The organism is Pseudomonas sp. SC3(2021) (assembly GCF_019856535.1).
Taxonomy (GTDB): domain Bacteria; phylum Pseudomonadota; class Gammaproteobacteria; order Pseudomonadales; family Pseudomonadaceae; genus Aquipseudomonas; species Aquipseudomonas monsensis.
In genome coordinates this window covers 5,100,816-5,120,741 of record NZ_CP082236.1, presented here as the reverse complement: position 1 = coordinate 5,120,741, position 19,926 = coordinate 5,100,816, and the positions used below count along the sequence as shown (strand labels likewise).

General features: G+C 57.7%; 15 protein-coding genes, 3 tRNA genes and 2 pseudogenes. 15 read left to right on the top strand and 5 right to left on the bottom strand.

Annotation, left to right across the window (positions count from 1 at the left end):
- The first annotated feature begins 111 nt into the window (after positions 1–111).
- The 6 genes from uvrY to K5Y35_RS22825 all read left to right on the top strand — a co-directional run bounded on the left by uvrY (position 112) and on the right by K5Y35_RS22825 (position 3,709).
- Positions 112–753: a UvrY/SirA/GacA family response regulator transcription factor gene (gene uvrY / locus K5Y35_RS22850; RefSeq protein ID WP_024012761.1), complete on the top strand. Its 642-nt coding sequence runs from the start codon at positions 112–114 to the stop codon at positions 751–753.
- A gap of 2 nt (positions 754–755) precedes the next feature.
- Entirely contained in the window at positions 756–2,579 is a 1,824-nt protein-coding gene (gene uvrC, locus K5Y35_RS22845; protein ID WP_160058208.1) for an excinuclease ABC subunit UvrC, read from the top strand.
- 32 nt (positions 2,580–2,611) lie between these two features.
- Positions 2,612–3,172: a CDP-diacylglycerol--glycerol-3-phosphate 3-phosphatidyltransferase gene (pgsA, locus tag K5Y35_RS22840; RefSeq protein ID WP_123468275.1), complete on the top strand. Its 561-nt coding sequence runs from the start codon at positions 2,612–2,614 to the stop codon at positions 3,170–3,172.
- Between the two features lie 60 nt (positions 3,173–3,232).
- A tRNA-Gly gene (locus tag K5Y35_RS22835) sits at positions 3,233–3,308 on the top strand.
- A gap of 45 nt (positions 3,309–3,353) precedes the next feature.
- Positions 3,354–3,427: transfer RNA gene (locus K5Y35_RS22830), tRNA-Cys, on the top strand.
- Positions 3,428–3,622: 195 nt separating this feature from the next.
- Positions 3,623–3,709 (top strand) — tRNA-Leu (locus tag K5Y35_RS22825).
- 92 nt (positions 3,710–3,801) lie between these two features.
- On the opposite strand, the pseudogene K5Y35_RS22820 reads toward K5Y35_RS22825, so the two are convergent.
- Positions 3,802–4,281 (bottom strand): annotated as a pseudogene (locus K5Y35_RS22820) (tyrosine-type recombinase/integrase); the annotation flags it as partial.
- Between the two features lie 14 nt (positions 4,282–4,295).
- Here K5Y35_RS22820 and K5Y35_RS22815 point away from each other — a divergent pair.
- The 9 genes and pseudogenes from K5Y35_RS22815 to K5Y35_RS22775 form a co-directional block, all read left to right on the top strand.
- Positions 4,296–4,499: pseudogene (locus K5Y35_RS22815) on the top strand (phage holin family protein); the annotation flags it as partial.
- 329 nt (positions 4,500–4,828) lie between these two features.
- Positions 4,829–5,431, top strand: a complete 603-nt coding sequence (locus tag K5Y35_RS22810) for a terminase small subunit (protein WP_222833025.1) — start codon at positions 4,829–4,831, stop codon at positions 5,429–5,431.
- A 425-nt stretch (positions 5,432–5,856) separates the two neighbouring features.
- Positions 5,857–6,372, top strand: a complete 516-nt coding sequence (locus tag K5Y35_RS22805) for an Hcp family type VI secretion system effector (RefSeq protein WP_007949952.1) — start codon at positions 5,857–5,859, stop codon at positions 6,370–6,372.
- 126 nt (positions 6,373–6,498) lie between these two features.
- Positions 6,499–9,405: a type VI secretion system tip protein VgrG gene (locus K5Y35_RS22800; RefSeq protein WP_222833024.1), complete on the top strand. Its 2,907-nt coding sequence runs from the start codon at positions 6,499–6,501 to the stop codon at positions 9,403–9,405.
- Positions 9,402–14,150 carry an RHS repeat-associated core domain-containing protein gene (locus K5Y35_RS22795; RefSeq protein ID WP_261991213.1) on the top strand — a complete coding sequence of 1,583 codons (4,749 nt, stop codon included), beginning with the start codon at positions 9,402–9,404 and terminating at the stop codon, positions 14,148–14,150. Before K5Y35_RS22800 ends, K5Y35_RS22795 begins: the two co-directional genes overlap by 4 nt.
- The gene (locus tag K5Y35_RS22790; protein ID WP_222833023.1) at positions 14,151–14,519 is read left to right on the top strand and encodes a hypothetical protein; all 369 of its coding nucleotides are present in this window, start codon (positions 14,151–14,153) and stop codon (positions 14,517–14,519) included. It abuts the gene before it with no gap.
- Positions 14,520–14,598: 79 nt separating this feature from the next.
- A complete protein-coding gene (locus tag K5Y35_RS22785) occupies positions 14,599–14,862 on the top strand; it encodes a PAAR domain-containing protein (protein ID WP_222833022.1) in 264 nt (87 codons plus the stop codon).
- Positions 14,863–16,524: 1,662 nt separating this feature from the next.
- Entirely contained in the window at positions 16,525–16,770 is a 246-nt protein-coding gene (locus tag K5Y35_RS22780) for a hypothetical protein (RefSeq protein ID WP_222833021.1), read from the top strand.
- Entirely contained in the window at positions 16,767–17,015 is a 249-nt protein-coding gene (locus K5Y35_RS22775) for a hypothetical protein (protein WP_222833020.1), read from the top strand. Before K5Y35_RS22780 ends, K5Y35_RS22775 begins: the two co-directional genes overlap by 4 nt.
- A gap of 588 nt (positions 17,016–17,603) precedes the next feature.
- Here the strand turns inward: K5Y35_RS22775 and K5Y35_RS22770 are convergent.
- From K5Y35_RS22770 to K5Y35_RS22755, 4 genes are all read right to left on the bottom strand, one after another.
- Positions 17,604–17,888 (bottom strand): hypothetical protein, encoded by a 285-nt coding sequence (locus K5Y35_RS22770; RefSeq protein ID WP_128615308.1) that lies wholly within the window; start codon positions 17,886–17,888, stop codon positions 17,604–17,606.
- 250 nt (positions 17,889–18,138) lie between these two features.
- Positions 18,139–18,369 (bottom strand): hypothetical protein, encoded by a 231-nt coding sequence (locus tag K5Y35_RS22765; RefSeq protein WP_008082703.1) that lies wholly within the window; start codon positions 18,367–18,369, stop codon positions 18,139–18,141.
- 121 nt (positions 18,370–18,490) lie between these two features.
- Positions 18,491–18,721 carry a hypothetical protein gene (locus K5Y35_RS22760; protein WP_123468355.1) on the bottom strand — a complete coding sequence of 77 codons (231 nt, stop codon included), beginning with the start codon at positions 18,719–18,721 and terminating at the stop codon, positions 18,491–18,493.
- A 103-nt stretch (positions 18,722–18,824) separates the two neighbouring features.
- The gene (locus K5Y35_RS22755) at positions 18,825–19,862 is read right to left on the bottom strand and encodes a DNA topoisomerase IB (RefSeq protein WP_222833019.1); all 1,038 of its coding nucleotides are present in this window, start codon (positions 19,860–19,862) and stop codon (positions 18,825–18,827) included.
- Positions 19,863–19,926 lie beyond the last annotated feature (64 nt).

Sequence of the window (19,926 nt, the reverse complement as noted above, 5' to 3'; positions counted from 1 at the left end):
GCCCTGAAAGATGAAATGAAACTTTTTAAATACGGCTTTCCGCTAGGTCTGCCCGGCACTTTTTGCTAAGGTGTCCCGCATCCCAATAAGACCATATCGCGAGGTGTCTGCTTGATTAGGGTGCTAGTGGTCGACGACCATGATCTCGTTCGTACAGGCATTACACGCATGCTGGCCGATATCGATGGCTTGCAGGTGGTGGGTCAGGCCGAATCAGGTGAAGAATCCCTGATCAAGGCCCGTGAGTTGAAACCTGACGTGGTCCTGATGGACGTCAAGATGCCTGGCATCGGTGGCCTGGAAGCCACGCGCAAACTCTTGCGCAGTCACCCCGACATCAAAGTGGTGGCCGTCACCGTGTGTGAAGAGGATCCTTTTCCGACGCGGCTGCTGCAGGCAGGTGCTGCCGGTTATCTCACCAAGGGCGCCGGGTTGCCGGAAATGGTCCAGGCGATTCGTCTGGTCTTTGCCGGTCAGCGCTATATCAGCCCGCAGATCGCTCAACAGTTGGCGATCAAATCCTTCCAGCCCACCAATGATTCGCCGTTTGACGCCCTGTCCGAACGCGAAATCCAGATCGCGTTGATGATCGTTGGCTGTCAGAAGGTGCAGATCATTTCCGACAAATTGTGTTTGTCGCCGAAAACCGTGAACACTTACCGCTACCGCATCTTCGAGAAGCTCTCGATCAGCAGCGACGTCGAACTGACATTGTTGGCGGTGCGTCACGGCATGGTCGATGCCAGCGCCTGACCATGACTGAAACTTTCGATTCCGGCGCCTTTCTGTCGACGGTCAGTGGGCGTCCGGGCGTGTATCGCATGTTCGACAGCGACGCGCGCCTGCTCTATGTCGGCAAGGCGAAAAACCTCAAGAAGCGCCTGGCCAGCTACTTTCGCAAGACCGGCCTGGCACCGAAAACTGCGGCGCTGGTCGGGCGCATCGCTCAAGTCGAAACGACCATCACGGCCAACGAAACCGAGGCGTTGCTGCTTGAGCAGACGCTGATCAAGGAATGGCGGCCGCCGTACAACATCCTGCTGCGCGACGATAAGTCTTACCCCTATGTGTTTTTGTCCGATGGACAGTTCCCGCGGCTGAGCATCCACCGAGGCGCGAAAAAGGCCAAGGGCAAGTATTTCGGTCCGTATCCGAGTGCCGGTGCCATCCGTGAAAGTCTCAGCTTGTTGCAAAAGACTTTTTTCGTCCGTCAATGCGAAGACAGCTACTACAAGAACCGTACCCGGCCGTGCCTGCAGTATCAGATCAAACGCTGCAAGGCGCCTTGCGTCGGACTGGTCGAGCCTGAGATCTACGCCGAAGATGTGCGTCACTCGGTGATGTTCCTTGAGGGGCGCAGTCATGCCTTGACCAATGAACTGTCCACGGCGATGGAAGAGGCGGCGATCAATCTCGAGTTCGAGCGCGCTGCCGAGTTGCGTGATCAGATCGCGCTGTTGCGTCGGGTTCAGGATCAACAAAGCATGGAGGGGGGCACCGGGGATATCGACGTCATCGCCGCATTCGTCAACCCGGGTGGCGCCTGTGTGCACCTGATCAGTGTTCGTGGCGGGCGTGTATTGGGCAGCAAGAATTTCTTCCCTCAGGTCGGGATCGAAGAAGACGTTTCCGAAGTCATGGCGGCGTTCCTGGGGCAGTATTTCATCAGCAGTCCCGAACGCGACTTGCCCAGCGAACTGATCGTCAACGTCGTGCACGAAGACTTTCCGACATTGATCGAAGCCATTCATGAGTTGCGTGGCCGGGAGTTGGCCATCAGTCATCGGGTTCGCGGTACGCGAGCGCGTTGGCAGCAACTGGCCGTCACCAATGCCGAGCAGGCGCTGGGTGCGCGACTGGCGAATCGTCAGCACACTGCTGCGCGCTTCGAAGCCCTGGCTGAAGTGTTGAATCTGGATGAGCCGCCGCAGCGGCTGGAATGCTATGACATCAGCCATTCCAGCGGTGAGGCGACGGTCGCTTCTTGCGTAGTCTTCGGCCCGGAAGGCGCGATCAAGTCGGATTACCGCCGCTACAACATCGAAGGTGTCACGGCGGGGGACGACTACGCCGCCATGCACCAGGCACTGACGCGCCGGTTCAGCAAGCTGAAGGAAGGCGAGGGTAAGTTGCCGGACATCCTGTTGGTGGACGGTGGCAAGGGGCAGCTGTCGATGGCCCGCGATGTGCTCAACGAACTGGCAGTGCCGGATCTCATCCTTCTCGGGGTCGCCAAGGGCGCCACGCGCAAGGCTGGTTTCGAAACGTTGTATCTGAATGATGCGGCGCACGAGTTCACGTTGCGTGGCGACTCGCCGGCGCTGCATCTGATCCAGCAGATTCGCGACGAAGCTCACCGTTTCGCGATTACCGGCCACCGTGCACGTCGTGGCAAAACCCGCCGAACGTCAACGCTGGAAGGCGTTGCGGGCGTCGGGCCAACCCGTCGTCGCGACTTGTTGAAACATTTTGGTGGATTGCAGGAGCTGTCTCGTGCAAGCATCGAAGAGATCGCCAAAGCCCCGGGGATCAGTAAAAAGCTCGCAGAGTCGATTTATGCAAACCTGCATAGCGAGTAGAATGCCCCCTCACCTCGTAGCCAGTTGTGCCGATGAATATCCCTAATCTGATTACCGTTCTACGCGTCCTGCTCATCCCGATCTTCATATTGCTGTTCTATTTGCCTTACCAGTGGAGCTATATGGCCTCCGCTTCGGTGTTCGCCTTTGCCGCTGCAACGGATTGGCTGGATGGTTACCTGGCTCGTCGACTGGAACAAAGCACGCCGTTTGGCGCGTTCCTGGATCCGGTGGCCGACAAGCTCATGGTTGCCGTGGCGCTGGTGTTGTTAGTGCAAGAACACGGTAACTTCTGGCTTACACTGCCGGCTGCCGTCATCATCGGTCGCGAAATCGTCGTTTCGGCATTGCGCGAATGGATGGCGGAACTCGGCGCTCGTGCCCACGTTGCAGTCTCCAATCTCGGTAAATGGAAAACCGCAGCACAGATGCTTGCGCTGGTCATCCTGCTGGCCAACCCAAAGGACTTCAGCTTCTGGGTTGTTCTGGGTTACGCCTTGCTGATGGTATCGGCGGGCCTGACGTTGTGGTCGATGGTTCAATACCTTCGCGCCGCCTGGCCGCATCTGAAGACCGACGTCGAAAAGAAATAAAAGTTTTTTGAATCAAGGGGTTGACGGAGCTTCTTAATTCTATAGAATGCGCATCACCAAGCGGGAATAGCTCAGTTGGTAGAGCACGACCTTGCCAAGGTCGGGGTCGCGAGTTCGAGTCTCGTTTCCCGCTCCAATTTGTACGTGTTTGTTGTTGTGCTACTGACAGCAAATGCTTTGAGGCCGAGTAGCAAAATGGTTATGCAGTGGATTGCAAATCCACCTACGCCGGTTCGATTCCGACCTCGGCCTCCACTATAAACAAGCTCCGTAGATCCATGATTTACGGAGCTTTTTTATTTGCAGTGCGCAGCAAGATTTAGTCTTGAAAACGGCCATTGCGAACTTGCTTCACCGGGAAGTGATGTATATATTTCCCGCTCTGCTGCTTGCATGTGCACTCTGTCAGGATTGCCACTGCGAAGTAGGAGAGAGCAACACCGCGCTACCGCCCGAATGGCGAAACTGGTAGACGCATGGGACTTAAAATCCCCCGCTCGTAAGGGCGTGCCGGTTCGATTCCGGCTTCGGGCACCATGAATATCAAGGGCTTGCATGACATACCTCATGCAAGCCCTTAGTTCTTTTTTCCGCAATCAAAAATCTTTTCCGCAATTCGTGACCGTTAGTCACCTCGTAGGGGTGACCTTCATACCCTTTCGCATACGGATGTACTGTTCTGTCATCCCTACGGTGGTGTGTCCAAGTTGGTCCCGAGCTTCTCTGATGCTCCCTGTTGACTCCTCTTTATCCGTGGCCGCTTTTGCCCGTAGGTCGCGCATCTGAAATTCTGCTTTTGGAATCCCGGCTGCTTCCCTGGCGTCATCGAACCTTTTTCTGAGCATGCTGGTCGTCATCGGCTGCCCAGAGTCGATTACTACCAGGCGTGTTGATCTGATTTTCTGTCCAGCCTTTCGCGCCATGATTCGATCGATTACGACTTTGAGCTCACCAATGATTTCGATCCTTCGTTTAGCCCCAGTTTTGCCTTGCTGGACGGAGAGCTTTCCTTCTTTTATGTCTCGCTCATCCATCTTCAATGTGTCTGCAACTCTCTGATCTGTTAGATAGAACAGGTCTAAAGCGTCTCTCAAGGGCTGATCGTCATGCTCAAGGACGGAGGCGCCGCCTCGCACTTCGCTCCGGTGCCTGTATCGTGTGCGGCGTGTCAGCGATGATGTTGCTGTTCGGCGCGGGCCTGTCGATTTGGACAGCGGGCGCTCTGGGTTGCCTGACCGCGATGGCCGGCGCGGATGTCGCCATCGGCTTGTACGAACGCTGGGTCGCCAAGCGGCTGGACCTGAGCGAAGCCGAGCCGAAGGCATGAGCCGGGCAGACCGGGTAGGGCGCCGATTTTTACGGGTCCTCCCCGAGGCCCGCCCCCTACACGGGTTATCGAACTCGCGGAATCTTTCTAGCTGAAACCTTTGCAGGGATGTCCGTCTTTCCAAGGTAATGGCGGCAGGGCATGGCACTCGGATGCCGGCTCGACAGCCGGACCGGGCAGAAAACCGCCGGGGACCCTGGGGGCTTTCAAAGGGCACGGGGTCGGAAACCCGCGGGATCGCGTTAGTGGGAGACCCGCCAGCTTACTGAAATTTCAATCCACTGAAATCTTGAAAGGATTCATTGAAAAGCCGCTGAAAAGGAGGGCTTATGACCGCAGTCACGTACCTGTCCAAGAGCGCCTGCGCCGCGCACATCGGCCGGTCACCGAGTTATATCTCCTGGCTCAAGGAGAACGGTCGACTGGTGCTGTCGCCCAATGGCAAGCAAGTCGACGTGCTGGTCACCGAAGCATTGATCCGCGAAACCGCCGACCCGAGCAAGGCTGCCGTCGCTGCTCGCCACCAACAGGATCGGCTTCAGCGTGATGTATACAGGCACGTCGCAGCCAAATCCGAGTCGACTAACATGGCTGCGCCGCCACCCGCTGATCCTGCTCAAGGACAGACTCCTGACTTTCAGAAAGCAAGAGTGCATCGCGAGCATTACCTGGCGCGGATGGCGGAGATGGAGTTCCGTAAGGCACAAGGCGAACTGGTGGAAATCAGCTTTGTGCAGAAAGCTGCTTTTGAAACAGCACGTTCGCTCAATCACTCGTTGATGAGCCTCTCGCCGCAGTTGGCGCCACAACTCGCCGCGCTATCGGACTCGTGGGAAGTGGAACGACAGCTGACTGCTGCGCTACGTCAACGGCTCAACGAGGCGGCTCAAGTGTCCTGCGACGATTTTGGCGTCTTATTGAGCGAGTGCTGAGGGTATCCCTAGCTTAGGTTTAGTTATGGTTTGTGGAAAGGAGTGCTTCTGATGTTTGGCCAACTTGAAATGCAGTCATGACCTGGCACCATCAAAATTTCAGCCGTTGATGAGTTGGGGAGCTTTTTTGAAAGTGCGCAACTTCTTGCGCACGGGTTCCGCATATTTGGCTCGATAAATCGCTGCAGCCCAAGCAGATCGTGGCCTGCAGCCAGGTGCGCAACTTCTTGCACACCACTGCGCAAGAAGTTGCGCACTTTTCTTTTTTTTCATCGGTTTAGCGACAAGAAAGGACCAGTTGACCAGCTCTGAGCCTTGATCCGTATGGGTTGCATAAAAGCTGGCACGTATTTTGATGGCGCATAGCCATCCTTTCAGGCAATCGTGCCTGTTGGGTATGTCTTTTTGAGCAAGGAGCACACCCCATGGCAACACCAGCGTACATGTCGGTTACCGGCGAAAAACAAGGCCTGATCACTGCCGGCGCTTTCACCGCCGACTCCGTTGGCAACACCTACCAGGAAGGCCACGAAGACCAGGTTATGGTTCAGGCTTTCACCCACGACGTGATCATCCCGCGTGACCCACAATCCGGTCAGCCAACCGGTCAGCGCGTTCACAAGCCAGTTGTGATCACCAAGGTCTACGACAAGGCTTCGCCTCTGCTGCAAGCCGCTCTGACCTCCGGCGAGCGCATGAGCGAAATCGTTATCCAGTGGTACCGCACTTCGGCGCAAGGCACCCAAGAGCACTACTACACCACCAAACTGGAAGACGCGATCATCGTCGCCATCAACAACAAAATGCACAACTGCCAGGATCCAGGCAACGCGCACTTCACCCACCTGGAAGAAGTGCAGTTCACCTACCGCAAAATCACCTGGACCCACGAAGTATCCGGTACTTCGGGTTCCGATGACTGGCGTGCTCCAGTCGTTTAATTACGGCTGATGGTTGTACCGCCCCGGCCGGCATCGCTGGTCGGGGCGCACTCACTTCTAAAGAATTTTTGCCAATAGCCCCTTGAGGGCTGTTGCGCGTCGCAGCACTGCGCGAGGGACAAGGGAATGTTCTCACCGGCCAACCAGCCTCATTTCAATCTGACCGTCGATGGCATCGACAGCGACTTCCAGGTGCTGTCGTTCACCGGTCGTGAGGCCCTCAACACGCCGTTCGAATTCGAGCTGGAACTGGTCAGTGAAAAGGCCTCGATCAACCTCGAAAGCGTGCTGCACAAACTGGCGTTTCTGCAGCTGTCGCCGAGCGGCACCGGCATCCACGGGCTGGTCTACAGCATCGCCCAGGGCGAGGCGGGCAAGCGCCTGACCCGCTACAAGATTTCCCTGCGCCCGCAACTGGCGTACCTTGCGCATCGGGTCAACCAGCGCATCTTCCAGCAGATGACCGTGCAGCAGATCATCAGCAAAGTCCTGGAAGAACACGGCATCCTCGCCAGCGATTACCACTTCCAGCTCAGCGCGATTTACCCCGAGCGCATCTACTGCGTGCAGTACGACGAATCGGACCTGGATTTCATCCAGCGTCTGTGTGAAGAAGAGGGGATTCACTACCACTTCCAGCACACCGCCAGCGGCCACAAACTGACCTTCGGCGATGACCAGACGGTGTTCCCGAAACTGGCGCCCGTGGCCTATCAGCAGGACTCCGGACTGGTCGCCGACAAACCGGTGGTCAAGCGCTTCGGCCTGCGTCTGGCCACCCGCACCAGTCGCACCACGCGGCGTGATTACGACTTCGTCAAACCGAAGATCGAGCTGGAAAGTGATGCCAAAAGCAGCGCCCAACCGGACCTCGAAGACTACGATTACCCCGGCCGTTTCGTTGACCGCGAGCGTGGCAAACACTTGGCCAACCGCGCGCTGGAACGCCATCGCAGCGACTATCGTCTGGCCGAGGGCAACAGCGATCAGCCGATCCTCGTCACTGGGCATTTTCTGGCCCTGACCGACCACGCCAACCCGACGTGGAATGACTTGTGGCTGCTCACCGAAATTCTGCACGAAGGTAAACAACCGCAGGTGCTGGAAGAGTCGGTCACCAGCGACACCACCGACAACAAAGACGATTTCCACCAGGGCTACCGCAACCGCTTTAGCGCGATTCCGTGGGACGTGCCGTACCGTCCGCCGCTCGATCACCCGAAACCGAAAGTCCTCGGCACCCAGAGTGCCGTGGTCTGCGGCCCTGAAGGCGAAGAGATCTACTGCGACCAGTATGGCCGGGTGAAGGTGCAGTTCTTCTGGGACCGCGAAGGCAAGCACGACGACATGACCAGTTGCTGGATGCGCGTTGCATCGAGCTGGGCAGCGGAAACCTTTGGTTCGATCAATATTCCACGGGTCGGCATGGAGGTGTTGATCACCTTCCTCGAAGGCGATCCCGATCAGCCGCTGATCACCGGTTGCCTGTACCACGGCGCCAATCTGCCGCCGTACAAGCTGCCGGATTTCAAAACCCTGGCCACGGTCAAGAGCAAGGAATACAAGGGCAGCCGCGCCAACGAACTGCGCATCGACGACACCACCAGCGAGATCAGCATCGCGCTGCGCAGTGATCATGGTGCGAGTGCGATCAACCTTGGCTACCTGACCCATCCGCGCCCTTCAGGTGGGCAGCCGCGAGGAGAGGGTTTTGAGTTAAGAACAGACCGCCACGGTGCGGTGCGTGCCGGCGCCGGTCTGCTGATCACCACAGAGCCGCGCCCGAACGAATCCAAGCACCACAAGGATCTGCCGGAAACCGCCGAACGCCTCGCCACTGCCAGCGATCAGCAGGATGGTTTCGCGGTTCAGGCCAAAGAGCTTCAAGCCCAAGAGGCCGGTGATCAGGACGACGTCGCCAAAGCGTTGCACGCCCAGCATCAAGGCGTGCTCGGCAGTGGTCCGGCGAACATGACCGCCAATGAGTTCCCGGAATTCACCGAGCCGCATCTGGTCCTCGCCAGCCCGGCCGGGATCGCCCTGACCACGCCTCGTTCCAGCCACATCGCCACCGGCGAACACCTGGCGCTGAGCAGCACTGGGCACACCAGCCTGTCGATCGGCAAACGCCTGCTGGCCAGTGCCAGTCGTGGCATGCGCCTGTTTGTGCAGAGCATGGGGTGGCGTCTGGTCGCAGCGTCCGGCGACATCGACGTACGAGCGCTGAAGGACAGCATCAACCTGCTGGCCAAACTCAACATCACCGCCAACGCCGACCGCATCACCATCACCGCCAAAACCGAACTGGTGATCCAGGGCGGCGGCAGCGCCACGACCTACAACGCCGGCGGCATCACCCACGCCACCAGCGGCCCGTACACCGCGCACGCGGCGAACTTCGCCTACACCGGGGCGAAAAGTCTGGCCGGGGTGTTCCCGGAACCGCCGAAACCGGGCAAAGGCGCGCTGGAACTGTTCAACCAGTACGCCGGGCGTCAGGGCATCAAGGAAGGCGATTACGAAGTCATCGACGCCTTGGGCAAAAGCATCAAGGGCAAGCTCGACGCCAAAGGTTTCGCCAGCGTCGCCGGCGCCGCGCCGGGGCCGGCGCGAGTGCTGTTCGGCAAGGATCCGGCGGACACCTGGAGCGATGGCAGTTACATCGGCAAGCCGGAGTGGCCATTGAATCCGCCGGGGGCCGAGGATGTGCCGAGTCAGGTGCAAGCCATGGTCGCGCAGGTCTTGCCTAGCAAGAGTTGGGACATGTTGGAGAAGGGCAAGGACATGGCGCAAACAGGGATGAGTGCGATGCAGACGGCGCAAGGTGCGATGCAAACGGCGCAGCAGGTGAAAGGTGTGGTGCAGGGCGGGGTGGCCGGGTTGCCGAAACTGGCGAGTGCCGCCATGCCGAGTGCGTCGGGGATCCTCGGGGCGGCGAGCAAGGCAGGCAAATTGCCGAGTCTGCCGGCGCCGGAGCTTCCAAAACCTTCCTTGAAAACCCCGGGCCTGCTGGCGGGTGAGATGCTGTCATGACCACTGAAAATGCTGTTGTAAAACGTGAACCTCAAGTTGCCATCGTTCCACTGAACGCCATCGACATTCAGGATGTTGCCAGCGGTGCGGCAACCTTCGACGCCTGGCTTCAATCCGCCAGTGGCGGTGTGGTCACTCTTGATCGGATCAAGAACGTCGCCGGCGCCTTACCCGTGGTGGGCAACATCATGGCGCTGGTCGATGCGCTGGGTGACATCGTCACCCTGTCGAACGCCAAGCAGCGCGACTTGCTCGCGTGGGCCAGCCTTGGCATCAACCTGATCGGCGTATTGCCTTTACCACCGGCAATGGCAGCGGCGCGCATGACACTGCGCCCGACACTGTTTCTGGTGCGTCAGGAGATGAGGGCCAGCAGCAAGTTGTTGCTCAGCACTTCCGTGATCGAGGTGCTGGTTGGTCACCTGAACGCCTCGATTATCGGCACACTGGATGATTTTGTTGAACAGGCCAAAGGCAAGTTGCCCGGTATTTTGGCGGACGCTGGCAAGCTAGGCGAAGACGTTATCAACGAGATTGCCAAAGGCCTTGAGAGTGTGGCTAATGGCAAGCTTGATGCCAAGGGCGATCTCAATGCGGCCAGCGCACAAGCGAGTGCAGCGGTCGATCAATTCAAGAATGATCCCCTTGCATCGTTCGGCAACATCTTCGGCGCCGCGTGCAGCGCTTATAAGGCCGCAGGCAAAGGCTTGGCCAACAGTGCGGCCGATCACCTGCTACCCGATGAGGTGAAGAAGCGGGTTGCCACGGAAACCGCAAAACTGCGGGCGATGGGCCCGGAACTACGCACACAATTGAGCAAGCTGGACGACGAGTCCGTTCAGAACTCCATCGGCTGGTTGCTACTGATCCTCTCCAGTGCCGTGACATTGTGGCGCAAGCGCAATGCCCATGGGCAGAACGCCGCGGTCCACCCGGACAAGACCGGTCAGGCCAAGCGTACGGCGTCGGAGGGGCAGTTGGCCGCCCACGGCCAACAGGCTCCGGCGATTCGTGAGCCAGATCCGAAGAAAGATGGACCCTGCACTGGCACGTGCCACAGCATCAGTTTTTCTTTGGGTTCTGAAAGACTCAGCCATACCGATTTCAGCCTGCCTGGCCCCTTTCTGATCGAATGGACGCGCACGTACAACTCCCGCCTCGATGCCTACGATCAGAGCGAACTCGGCGCCCGCTGGATCAGCGAGTTCACCACGCGTTTTGACTACGTGGACGATGGGCTGACGTTCTACGGCGCTGACGGCCGCGATCACAGCTACCCACTGCCCAAAGTCGGCTTGTTCCACTACGACGCGATCGAAAACATCACTCTGGTCCGCAACAGCGAAGATCAACTGTTGTTGTGCCGTGGTTTCGAGCGCAAGGAGACCTACGTCCGCCGTGGCCAGCGTTTTGTGCTGAGCAACATTTCGCTGCGCAACGGCGCCGGAGTCATGCTGCATTACGAGCATCGTCACGGCGAACACTCGCTGCTCTCCGACCTGATCACCTATCAAGAAAACGACTTCACTAAAGTCCATCTGCACCTCGGTACGATGATTGACGATCACGGCCGGTTTATCGGCCTCTGGCAGATCGTTGACGGCGAGCCGTTGCGACAACTTTGTGCGTACCAATACGACGCCTATGGCGACCTGGTTCAGGCGCAGGACGAGAACGGCGCAGTCTGGTCGTATCAGTTCCAGCATCACCTGATCACCCGCTACACCGACCGCACCGGGCGCGGCATGAACCTGCAGTGGGACGGTTCAAGCGCCAAGGCCAAAGCCGTGCGCGAATGGGCGGACGACGGCAGCTTCGACACGCGTCTGGAGTGGGACGAAAACATTCGTCTGACTTACGTCACAGATGCGCTCGGCAATGAGACCTGGCACTACTACGACATCCTTGGCTACACCTATCGCATTCGCTACGCCGATGAGCGTTCGGAATGGTTCTTCCGCGACGAGGCCAAGAACATCGTGCGCCGCGTCAACGCCGACGGCAGCACCGATCGCTACAGCTACGATGAACGCAGCAACCTGCTCGAACACATCCGCGCCGATCACACGGTGATGCACTACGCCTACGACGATCAGGACCTGCTGATCAAGATCAGCGACGCCGAGGGTGGTCAGTGGCAACGCGCCTATGACGACCAAGGCAATCTGGTTGAAGCGCTGGATCCGCTGGGCAACAAAACCGAATACGCCTACAACAAATCCGGCCAGCCCACCGCGATCAAGGACGCCAACGGCAACGAAAAGACCCTGGACTATAACGACGCCGGGCAGATGGTCGAGTACGTCGACTGCTCGGGCAAAACCAGCGCCTGGGAGTACAACGAACTTGGTCAGATGACCTGCTTCACCGACGCTGCCGGCAACGCCACCGAATACGAATACAAGGCCGGCCAACTGGTGCTGATCAAGCACCCGGACAAGACCGAAGAGCGTTTTGAGCGCGACGCCGAAGGTCGGCTGCTGGCGCATGTCGACGCTCTCGATCGCTGCACCACCTGGAGCTACAGCGCGGCCGGTTTGATCGCCGAACGTGTCGATGCCGCCGAGCAAACCCTGCGCTACCGCTGGGACCGTCTCGGACGGCTAACGGCCCTGGAAAACGAAAACGAACAACGTGCGCACTTCCACTACGACCCGGTCGGACGCCTGCTGGAAGAACGCGGTTTCGACGGACGCAGCACGCGCTATCAGTACGACCCACTCACTGGACGCCTCGCGCAATCGATCAATGGCCAACGCGTCATCTCGCTGAGTTTCGACCCGATGGGACGTTTGACTGAACGTCGCGCCACCTTGGGCGACCAGTCGCAAAGCGAAACCTTTGCCTACGATGGCAACGGTAACCTGGTGCTGGCCGACAACGCCGACAGCCGCTTGCAATGGTTCCACGACCTGGCCGGCAATCTGCTGCGCGAACACCAGCACTACCTCGGCCTGGAAAAGCCCACCGTCGCGATCTGGCAGCACGAGTACGACGTGCTCAACCAACGAGTCGCCACCGTGCGCCCCGACGGCCACCGTGTCAGTTGGCTGACGTACGGCAGCGGCCACCTGCTCGGCCTGCGCCTCGATGAACACGAACTGATCGGCTACGAACGCGACGACCTGCACCGCGAAGTCGCCCGCCATCAAGGCAACCACCTGCTGCAAACCCAGAGCTGGGACCCGGCCGGCCGTTTGCAGGAACAGTTGCTGGGACGCAGCGACGACAAATCCACGCTGCTCAAACGCGAGTACAGCTACGACGCCGCCGGCCAACTGACCGACATCAACGACAGCCGTCGCGGGCCGCTCGCCTATCGCTACGATCCGGTCGGTCGTCTGCTCAGCGCCACCACACGTCAAGGCATGGAAACCTTCGCCTTCGACCCGGCCGGCAACCTGCTCGACGACAAGGCGACAGAAGTTCGCCGCCCACTGGACCTGACCCCACCGCGCAGCAAACTGGTCGACAATCTGTTGCGCGAATACGCCGGCACTCACTACGACTACGACGAACGCGGTAATCAGATCCAGCGCTGGCACAACGGCCAACGCGGTGATCTGCGTTGGGACCTTTTTGATCGACTGGTGCATTTCGAAGACCCGCGCCTGAGCGTGGATTTCGCTTACGACGCACTGGGACGCCGCCTGCACAAAAACTCCCGCGCCCACTGCAAACAGCGCCCGGAAGCCGGTTCCCTCTGGAACAGAAATGAACACGCGCGCAAACAACGCGAACTCGGCTGCGGCTTCACTTTGTACGGCTGGGATGGCGACAACCTTGCGTGGGAAAGCAGCCCGGCGCAGAGCGATGGCGAACCGGGGCGCACAGTGCACTACGTCTTCGAACCGGGCACTTTTGTGCCTGTAGCGCAGGCTGTACGGCATGCGCCGATCGAGCTGATCGGTTTGCCGGATTACAGGGGTGAATACAGCCTTGATGAAGATCCGGTGTGGAATCACAAGGCGACGGCATTACCGTTTGATGCGTTGGCCTGGTACCAGTGTGATCACCTCGGCACGCCGCAAGAGCTGACCGATTCCCAAGGCAACTTGGCCTGGACCGCGCAGTACAAGGCGTGGGGACAGGTGACGGAACTGCGCTCGGAATGGGCGCGGCAGCATGGCGTGATGAACCCGATACGGTTCCAGGGGCAGTATCACGATCATGAGACAGGGCTGCACTACAATCGACACCGGTACTATGACCCAAGTGTTGGCCGTTTCATTAGCAAAGACCCGATCGGTTACATGGGAGGGCTAAATCTTTATGCATATGCACCAAATCCGACAGGCTGGGTCGATAGCCTTGGTTTGAGTGCAACATGCCCATGTGAATGTAATAAAGTACTTGAAGCTGAAGGTGTAGTGACAGGTCGCCATGGCGACCTTCGAAAAATAGGGGGGCTCCAAGACTCCCACCACATCTATCAGGATGCGTCGATGAATGGAATTTCAGGTTATAAATACAATGATGCGCCAGCGATAAGCCTTCAAGGAAGAAACCCAGACGGAACCACACGAGGAACTCCGCACTATAATGCTAATCGAGCCCAAGATAAGGCATCAACTGCCGGCCTGCTAGGAAGTGAGACTGTCGTAGCCTTCAAGTCGCTACGTGCTGCGGGACTGAGTCCGAAGGCAGCGAAGTGCGCGACACTCCAGGCTCGTGGCTACTTCACCGGTATTAAAGCCAACGCGGGTACCAGCACCGCAACACCTTCCAAGAGACGGAGTCGATAAATGAGTACACCCACCAATCACGAAGCTTATGCCAAGACCCAATTGCTCGTAGAGGCCATCGATCGACGTGACACGTCTACACTTGAGCAAGATTTTGGAATATCCAGCGCGGTTGCTGATGAGATTTATGAGTGTATTGATGATTATTTCGCTAAAGGCACCAAGATATCCATCGCGCCTGAAGAAAAGGCTTTTGATTCAAGCAAGCAAGGCCGGCCTTACATTGATGTATATGAAACTAATGAAAAAACGCTCGGGTTAGAATGTGTTCTTTTTGCTGATGGTGCACCCGGTGAAGCGATCCTTCACCTCGAGATTTCCGGAGTTAATGGGGGGCTGGGGGTTTATTACAAGTACATTGGTTCCTAATGGCTCGCAGAAATACTAAAGTTATCGTGGTCATTGAATGCAATTGATTACTAAGACACCGGTTTAGGAGAGTTGCTCTATGAAAGACGTTATCCGACTGGGCGACTCCACAACTCACGGTGGCAAAGTTCTTGAAGCATTCTCCCAAACCGACCTCAACGGCAAACCTATAGCTGGGGTGGGTCACAAGGTGAGTTGCCCTCTGTGTAAAGGGATTTTTCCAATCGCCGAGGGCAGCAGCACCTATACAGTCGATGGCACGCCAATCGCCTTGCACGGCATGAAAATCGTTTGTGGGGCCGCATTGATTGCTAGTGGTCCTATAGGGGCGGTTGTCGGCTGAGTCTTGTGGGTGTGAACTATCCATTTTGAATCGCACTGATTTCGAAGTCTCTGATCGGCCGCATTTAGCCGATACTTCAATCAAGGCTGCTTACGACCCAGAGTGTGTAAAAACGCTTTGCCAAAACTGAAGTATGGGCATCTACGTTAAATCTGATATTTAACGGTACGTCAGAAGATGTGGATTTCGCGTAGAAGCGAGAATTTAGTTCGGTTTTGAGTACCTGTCGCGCTCAAAAAAATTTTATACAGCTTCGGTCATTTGCAGGGGTTCCTCAGGGACAGCTATTGGCCAGAAGCTGACGTTCGCAACCGACCGCTAACGGCAAGCAGTCGTTCTGGAATGGCAGGAAACGGCCCAGGCTGTGTAAAAACGTTTTTCAGCGCGACAGGTACTCAAGCCCGGACTGAGAATCGCGCTTCTACGTAAAATCCGCACCTGCTGACGTGCCGATAAATTTCAGATTCGACGTAAACGCGCACACTCCAATTTTGGCGAAGCGTTTTTACACACTCTGGGCCATTAGCTGCCGGTAGTGAAAGGGAGCAAACGGCCAAAACGCTCCCCAACCGCTGAATGACGGCTAAGAAATCTGATTACCTATCACTACGATAGGTACTCCGAACGTTACGCCAGATAGCCGGGTAACCTCAGCCAATGCCCGTAAAGGGGCCGGTAAGTCGAAAAGTGTCAATGGATTCAGTGGACGGTATTGCAGCTCATATCCATTCAAGGCTAGGCGCGTAGTGCGATGGACGTCCGACCAGTCATATGCAAAGAACCCACGCTTGGCAAAGGCAGCGAAAGCGTTTGCGCCAGACATCGAAGTAACCAGATCTACATCGGACACCTCCGGCAATGAAAGGACCGCCTCTTCGGAGTTCTCGACGGAGGGAAGTGCGGAGCAAGGAATCGGCCCCGGACCAGCCGTAGTGAAGAGCGCAACCTGCCCGATGGCGTCAGTAGCGATCCATCCAACGTCAACGTCCTGAAGAACGATAGAAGTAACCATTGGCACCTACTTTAGAAAAAGGGACTAGTTGATTTTCCGACTCTAAACTTACCAGCCCAGAGTGTGTAAAAGCGCGTCCGCAAATTGCAAAGCCTGGAAGAAATGCGACGGATTTATTCTCCTTGCTCTAAACGTCCTCTTCTGGCCGATAGCGGCCATCCATGACCGGTTCATTGAATTCCAGCTTATGTTCACTCGGCCCCCACACCTGGACCAGGCGTGGGGGCCTTTGTTGCGGCCACGGCAACCAGTCCCCCCCAGGTTGGTCTACCATTTCCTGACATTCTTGCCGGCGCCTACACCGCCACTGACACGAACAGGAACGCTCCACATGTCGTACGTTTATGAGGGCGTGGCCACCGTTGTGATGATCGCCCGCTACCTGGCGCAGGCACCGATCGAGCTGACGACGCTCGAATGTCCGGTGCGCTTGAGCGATGCCGGCGCGGGACGCGCCCGCATTGAACTGCAGCAGTATCTGCAAGGCCCTAAGATCGCCAACCTGCTGCGGGTAATTCTGCCTGGCGGGCGCATGCTGCAAGGGCAATTGATCGACGGCCGCAATGAGCCTGGCGGCTGGCTTCTGATCAGGGGCCGGCAGTTCGAACTGACACCTGCGCCGCCAGCGAACGCCAGTGGTTGGAATGGGAATGAGCCAGTTCGAGGCGTTGAACGCGCTGAACCTGCCGGCACCCGTCTACATGCAAACCGCGAATTTTTTGGCGCGCATGGAGACCTGCCTGACCCTCGTGGAACTGCAGCGTGTGGCGGATCGCTCCGACGGTTTTGTGCTCGGCATTGAAACCGTGCGGGCCGAGAATTACGGCACCATCGAAGGCTTGCATGTGTTGCTTAAGGACGCCGTTCAGGCGCAACGAGAGGTGTTGCAGGCATGATCGGCGACGGCATTCACGAAGAGGTGTTGCGCGCCCAGGTCGAACAACACGCGGTGCGCGAATGCCTGGTGGCCAGGATCGACGGTGGCCCCGACTGGGGCCTGTCGATCCGTCTGGGCGGCAGCGGCGCACGCTGGGTGCCGGTGCGCTCGCGACGTGAGCCGCTGCGCACCTGGGCCAGTTTGACCACCGTGGTGCGTTTTGCCGAAGGCGTGGTGATCAGAGGATTCAGTGTCGAGTTGTAACCGGTGACAGCTTCAATTCTATTTAAAGGATACCCGCCGCTTACGCGCCATCTTGGTTGAGCCATGTTCGTTCTGTTAAAGAATCATCTTGCCGTAGGTAAACTGATTGGCGATACAGTCAATTGGCGCCCAGTGATGCGTACAACCTTTCTACGCACGGTCGTTCGTCTTGTTTTAGACGTGAGATCCTGCAGCCGATTTCTTTCCGCAATTTATTTTGAGACACTGGTTTTACTATCTGAAATCGGAGAAAAAATTTGCGCGATGCGGAAAAATACGGATACTAAACTTATGATTTATAAGTAAAAAATTATGGATTTAAAATCCCCCGCTCGTAAGGGCGTGCCGGTTCGATTCCGGCTTCGGGCACCATCTCTAATCAAGGGTTTGCGGGCGAAAGCTGATGCAAGCCCTTGTTTGTTTCCGGGGCGGTATTTTGATCGGATGCCCATGGATTACCGCTAATGGATACTTCTGATCATTCGCAATTTTCATTGTGCCTATTGGCGTTGCGTACGTTCACTGGCCTGACAGCCGCCAGTTTTTTGCAGCGAAAGCCCAGCTATTCAGCTGGGCTTTTTTGTAGCTTTAAACAAATGCCTGCCCACTGAAACCTCGCGGCAGGCGCTGAAGTCCGGCCATTGCGGTCAGCCGCTCAATCCATTGTGTGCGCCAATCAACCGCGCCATGAGTGTTCTTTGCCTGTCGGGCAGTGCGTCGTGCTGCATTGCGTTGGTCTTTTCTTGCCTGCTTGAACGCATCGGTATTGCGGCAGCTACGGCACTTCACGCGATTGAGTTCTTTGCTCGCTGAGAGTTGCTGACCTTTGTGACCGCAGGCCAGATGACCGTCGACGCTGAAATGAATGACCATGAACCGTCTCCTGAGTGACGTGTAATGGTTTGACAACTGGCAGCCATGCGCGTTCGGCGAGACAAATCGCAGACAAAAAAACACCCGCATGCGGGCGGGCGTTGAAAGTGATCTCTAAAGGAGTGATTTCACTGTAAGCGGGTCGATGTGATGGCTTCGTGAAAAGAAACTTTTCGGCTCACACAAGCAACTGCCGGGCAGAAGGCCGCCCGGCAATAATGACCATCCCTCGCGATGACCTGATTTGTCGTTATCTGAACCGTGGCAGCGGCCGATCAACCGGCTTCAGGGCCGACAGTGTATTGCGAATCAGCGGCGCATCCTTTTCGATGTCGTTCAGCCGATCGCGGATACGCAGGGCGGTGGGGTGTCCGCCTTGATGATCGACCCAGTCGGCGATCTCCTTGCAAGCGGCCGCGAGGCGGGCCTGCCGGGCGTCGAGCAGGGTGAGGAGGGTGGTGATGGACTCTTTTTCGGACATGGAACACCTCCGTTCAATGAAACCGCTGAGCGGCAGCAAAAAGCCCGCAAGTCGCGAGCCTTCTGCCGTTGGGGTGCTGCTCCTTCAGCTGGTTTCAGTATAGACCCGCCGGTGATCGGCATCAGCCGGAAGACTGGCGGACCGGTAGTGGAGAACTCGCTGCGTTAAGGCGCTCGCATTCGACCCTGGCGTCTTGCTCCCTGTCATAGCCATCGCCGATGAAGCCACCCGTGCGCGTGTCGCAGATACGAAACCAGCCAATGGCTTCGGCGGGATCATGCTGGCTTTCTCCGGCGCGTCGACCGTGAATGATGATCTTGTTGCAGCGCTTCACGACGAAAATGTCTTCCATGGCGTCACCGCAGCTGATTCGTGTCAGATCAACTATAGAAGGCTGCGGCGATCGTGCAAAAAATAGGCAGATCAACTCGTCGGCTGGCACTGCCGGGCGGGGATCAAGGCGCGTCGGTCATTTCGCTCATCTGCTCGAGAAACATTGCCAGCGCCACTTCTTCGGCGCGCAGCCCTTTGCGCACTCGCGGACGGGGGAGTTGCGCCAGTGCGCCGAGCATGAATTTTTCCACCACCGCGGGATGGATATAGCACTTGCGGCACACCGCTGGCGTATTGCCCAGCTGTTTGGCGACGCCCTTGACCATCTCGACGACGTGGCGTTTGGCTTCGGTCTCCGATTCGTGAGTCAGCTCACGCAACACCGCCAATGCCAGGGCGCTGCCGGCCCAGGTGCGGTAGTCCTTGGCGGTAAAGTCGGCGCCGGTCAGGGTTTGCAGATACGCATTGACGTCGGAAGAGCTGACCGTGTGGCGGTCACCGTTTTCATCCAGATACTGAAACAGGTTCTGCCCGGGGATTTCCAGGCAGCGCTTGATGATTCGCGCCAGACGGCGATCCTTGACGGTGATTTGATGTTCGATCCCGCTCTTGCCGCGAAACTGGAACAGGATCGCACTGCCGTTGACCTCGACATGTCGGCTGCGCAAGGTCGTCAGGCCGTAGGAACGGTTATCCCGCGCATACTGCGTGTTGCCGACACGAATCAGCGTGGCATCGAGCAGGGTGATCACCGTGGCCATGACTTTGTCGCGACTGAAACCGGGCGCGGCCAGCAGCACTTCCAGCTGTTTACGCAATTTCGGCAGCGCCAGGCCAAATTCGCGCAGGCGTGAATACTTGTCGGCATCGCGCACTTCGCGCCAGCGCGCGTGATAGCGGTATTGTTTGCGGCCACGGGCATCGCGCCCAGTGGCTTGCAGGTGGCCACGCGGGTCGACGCAGATCCACACGTCGATATAGGCCGGCGGCACCGCGAGGGCGTTGATGCGTTTGATTTCGTCCGGGTCAGTGATGCGCTGGCCCGAGGGTTCGAAGTAGCTGAACTTGCCGCGCAGTTTCTTGCGCGTGATACCGGGCTGGGTGTCATCGACATAGTGCAGGTCTGGGGGCAGTGCGTCGGTCAGCACGGTGTCGGGCATGGCGGCTTCCTTGGGGGGCGTCGTGGTCTGTAAACGATTGACCGCACGCTGTAGCCGTCGTGCC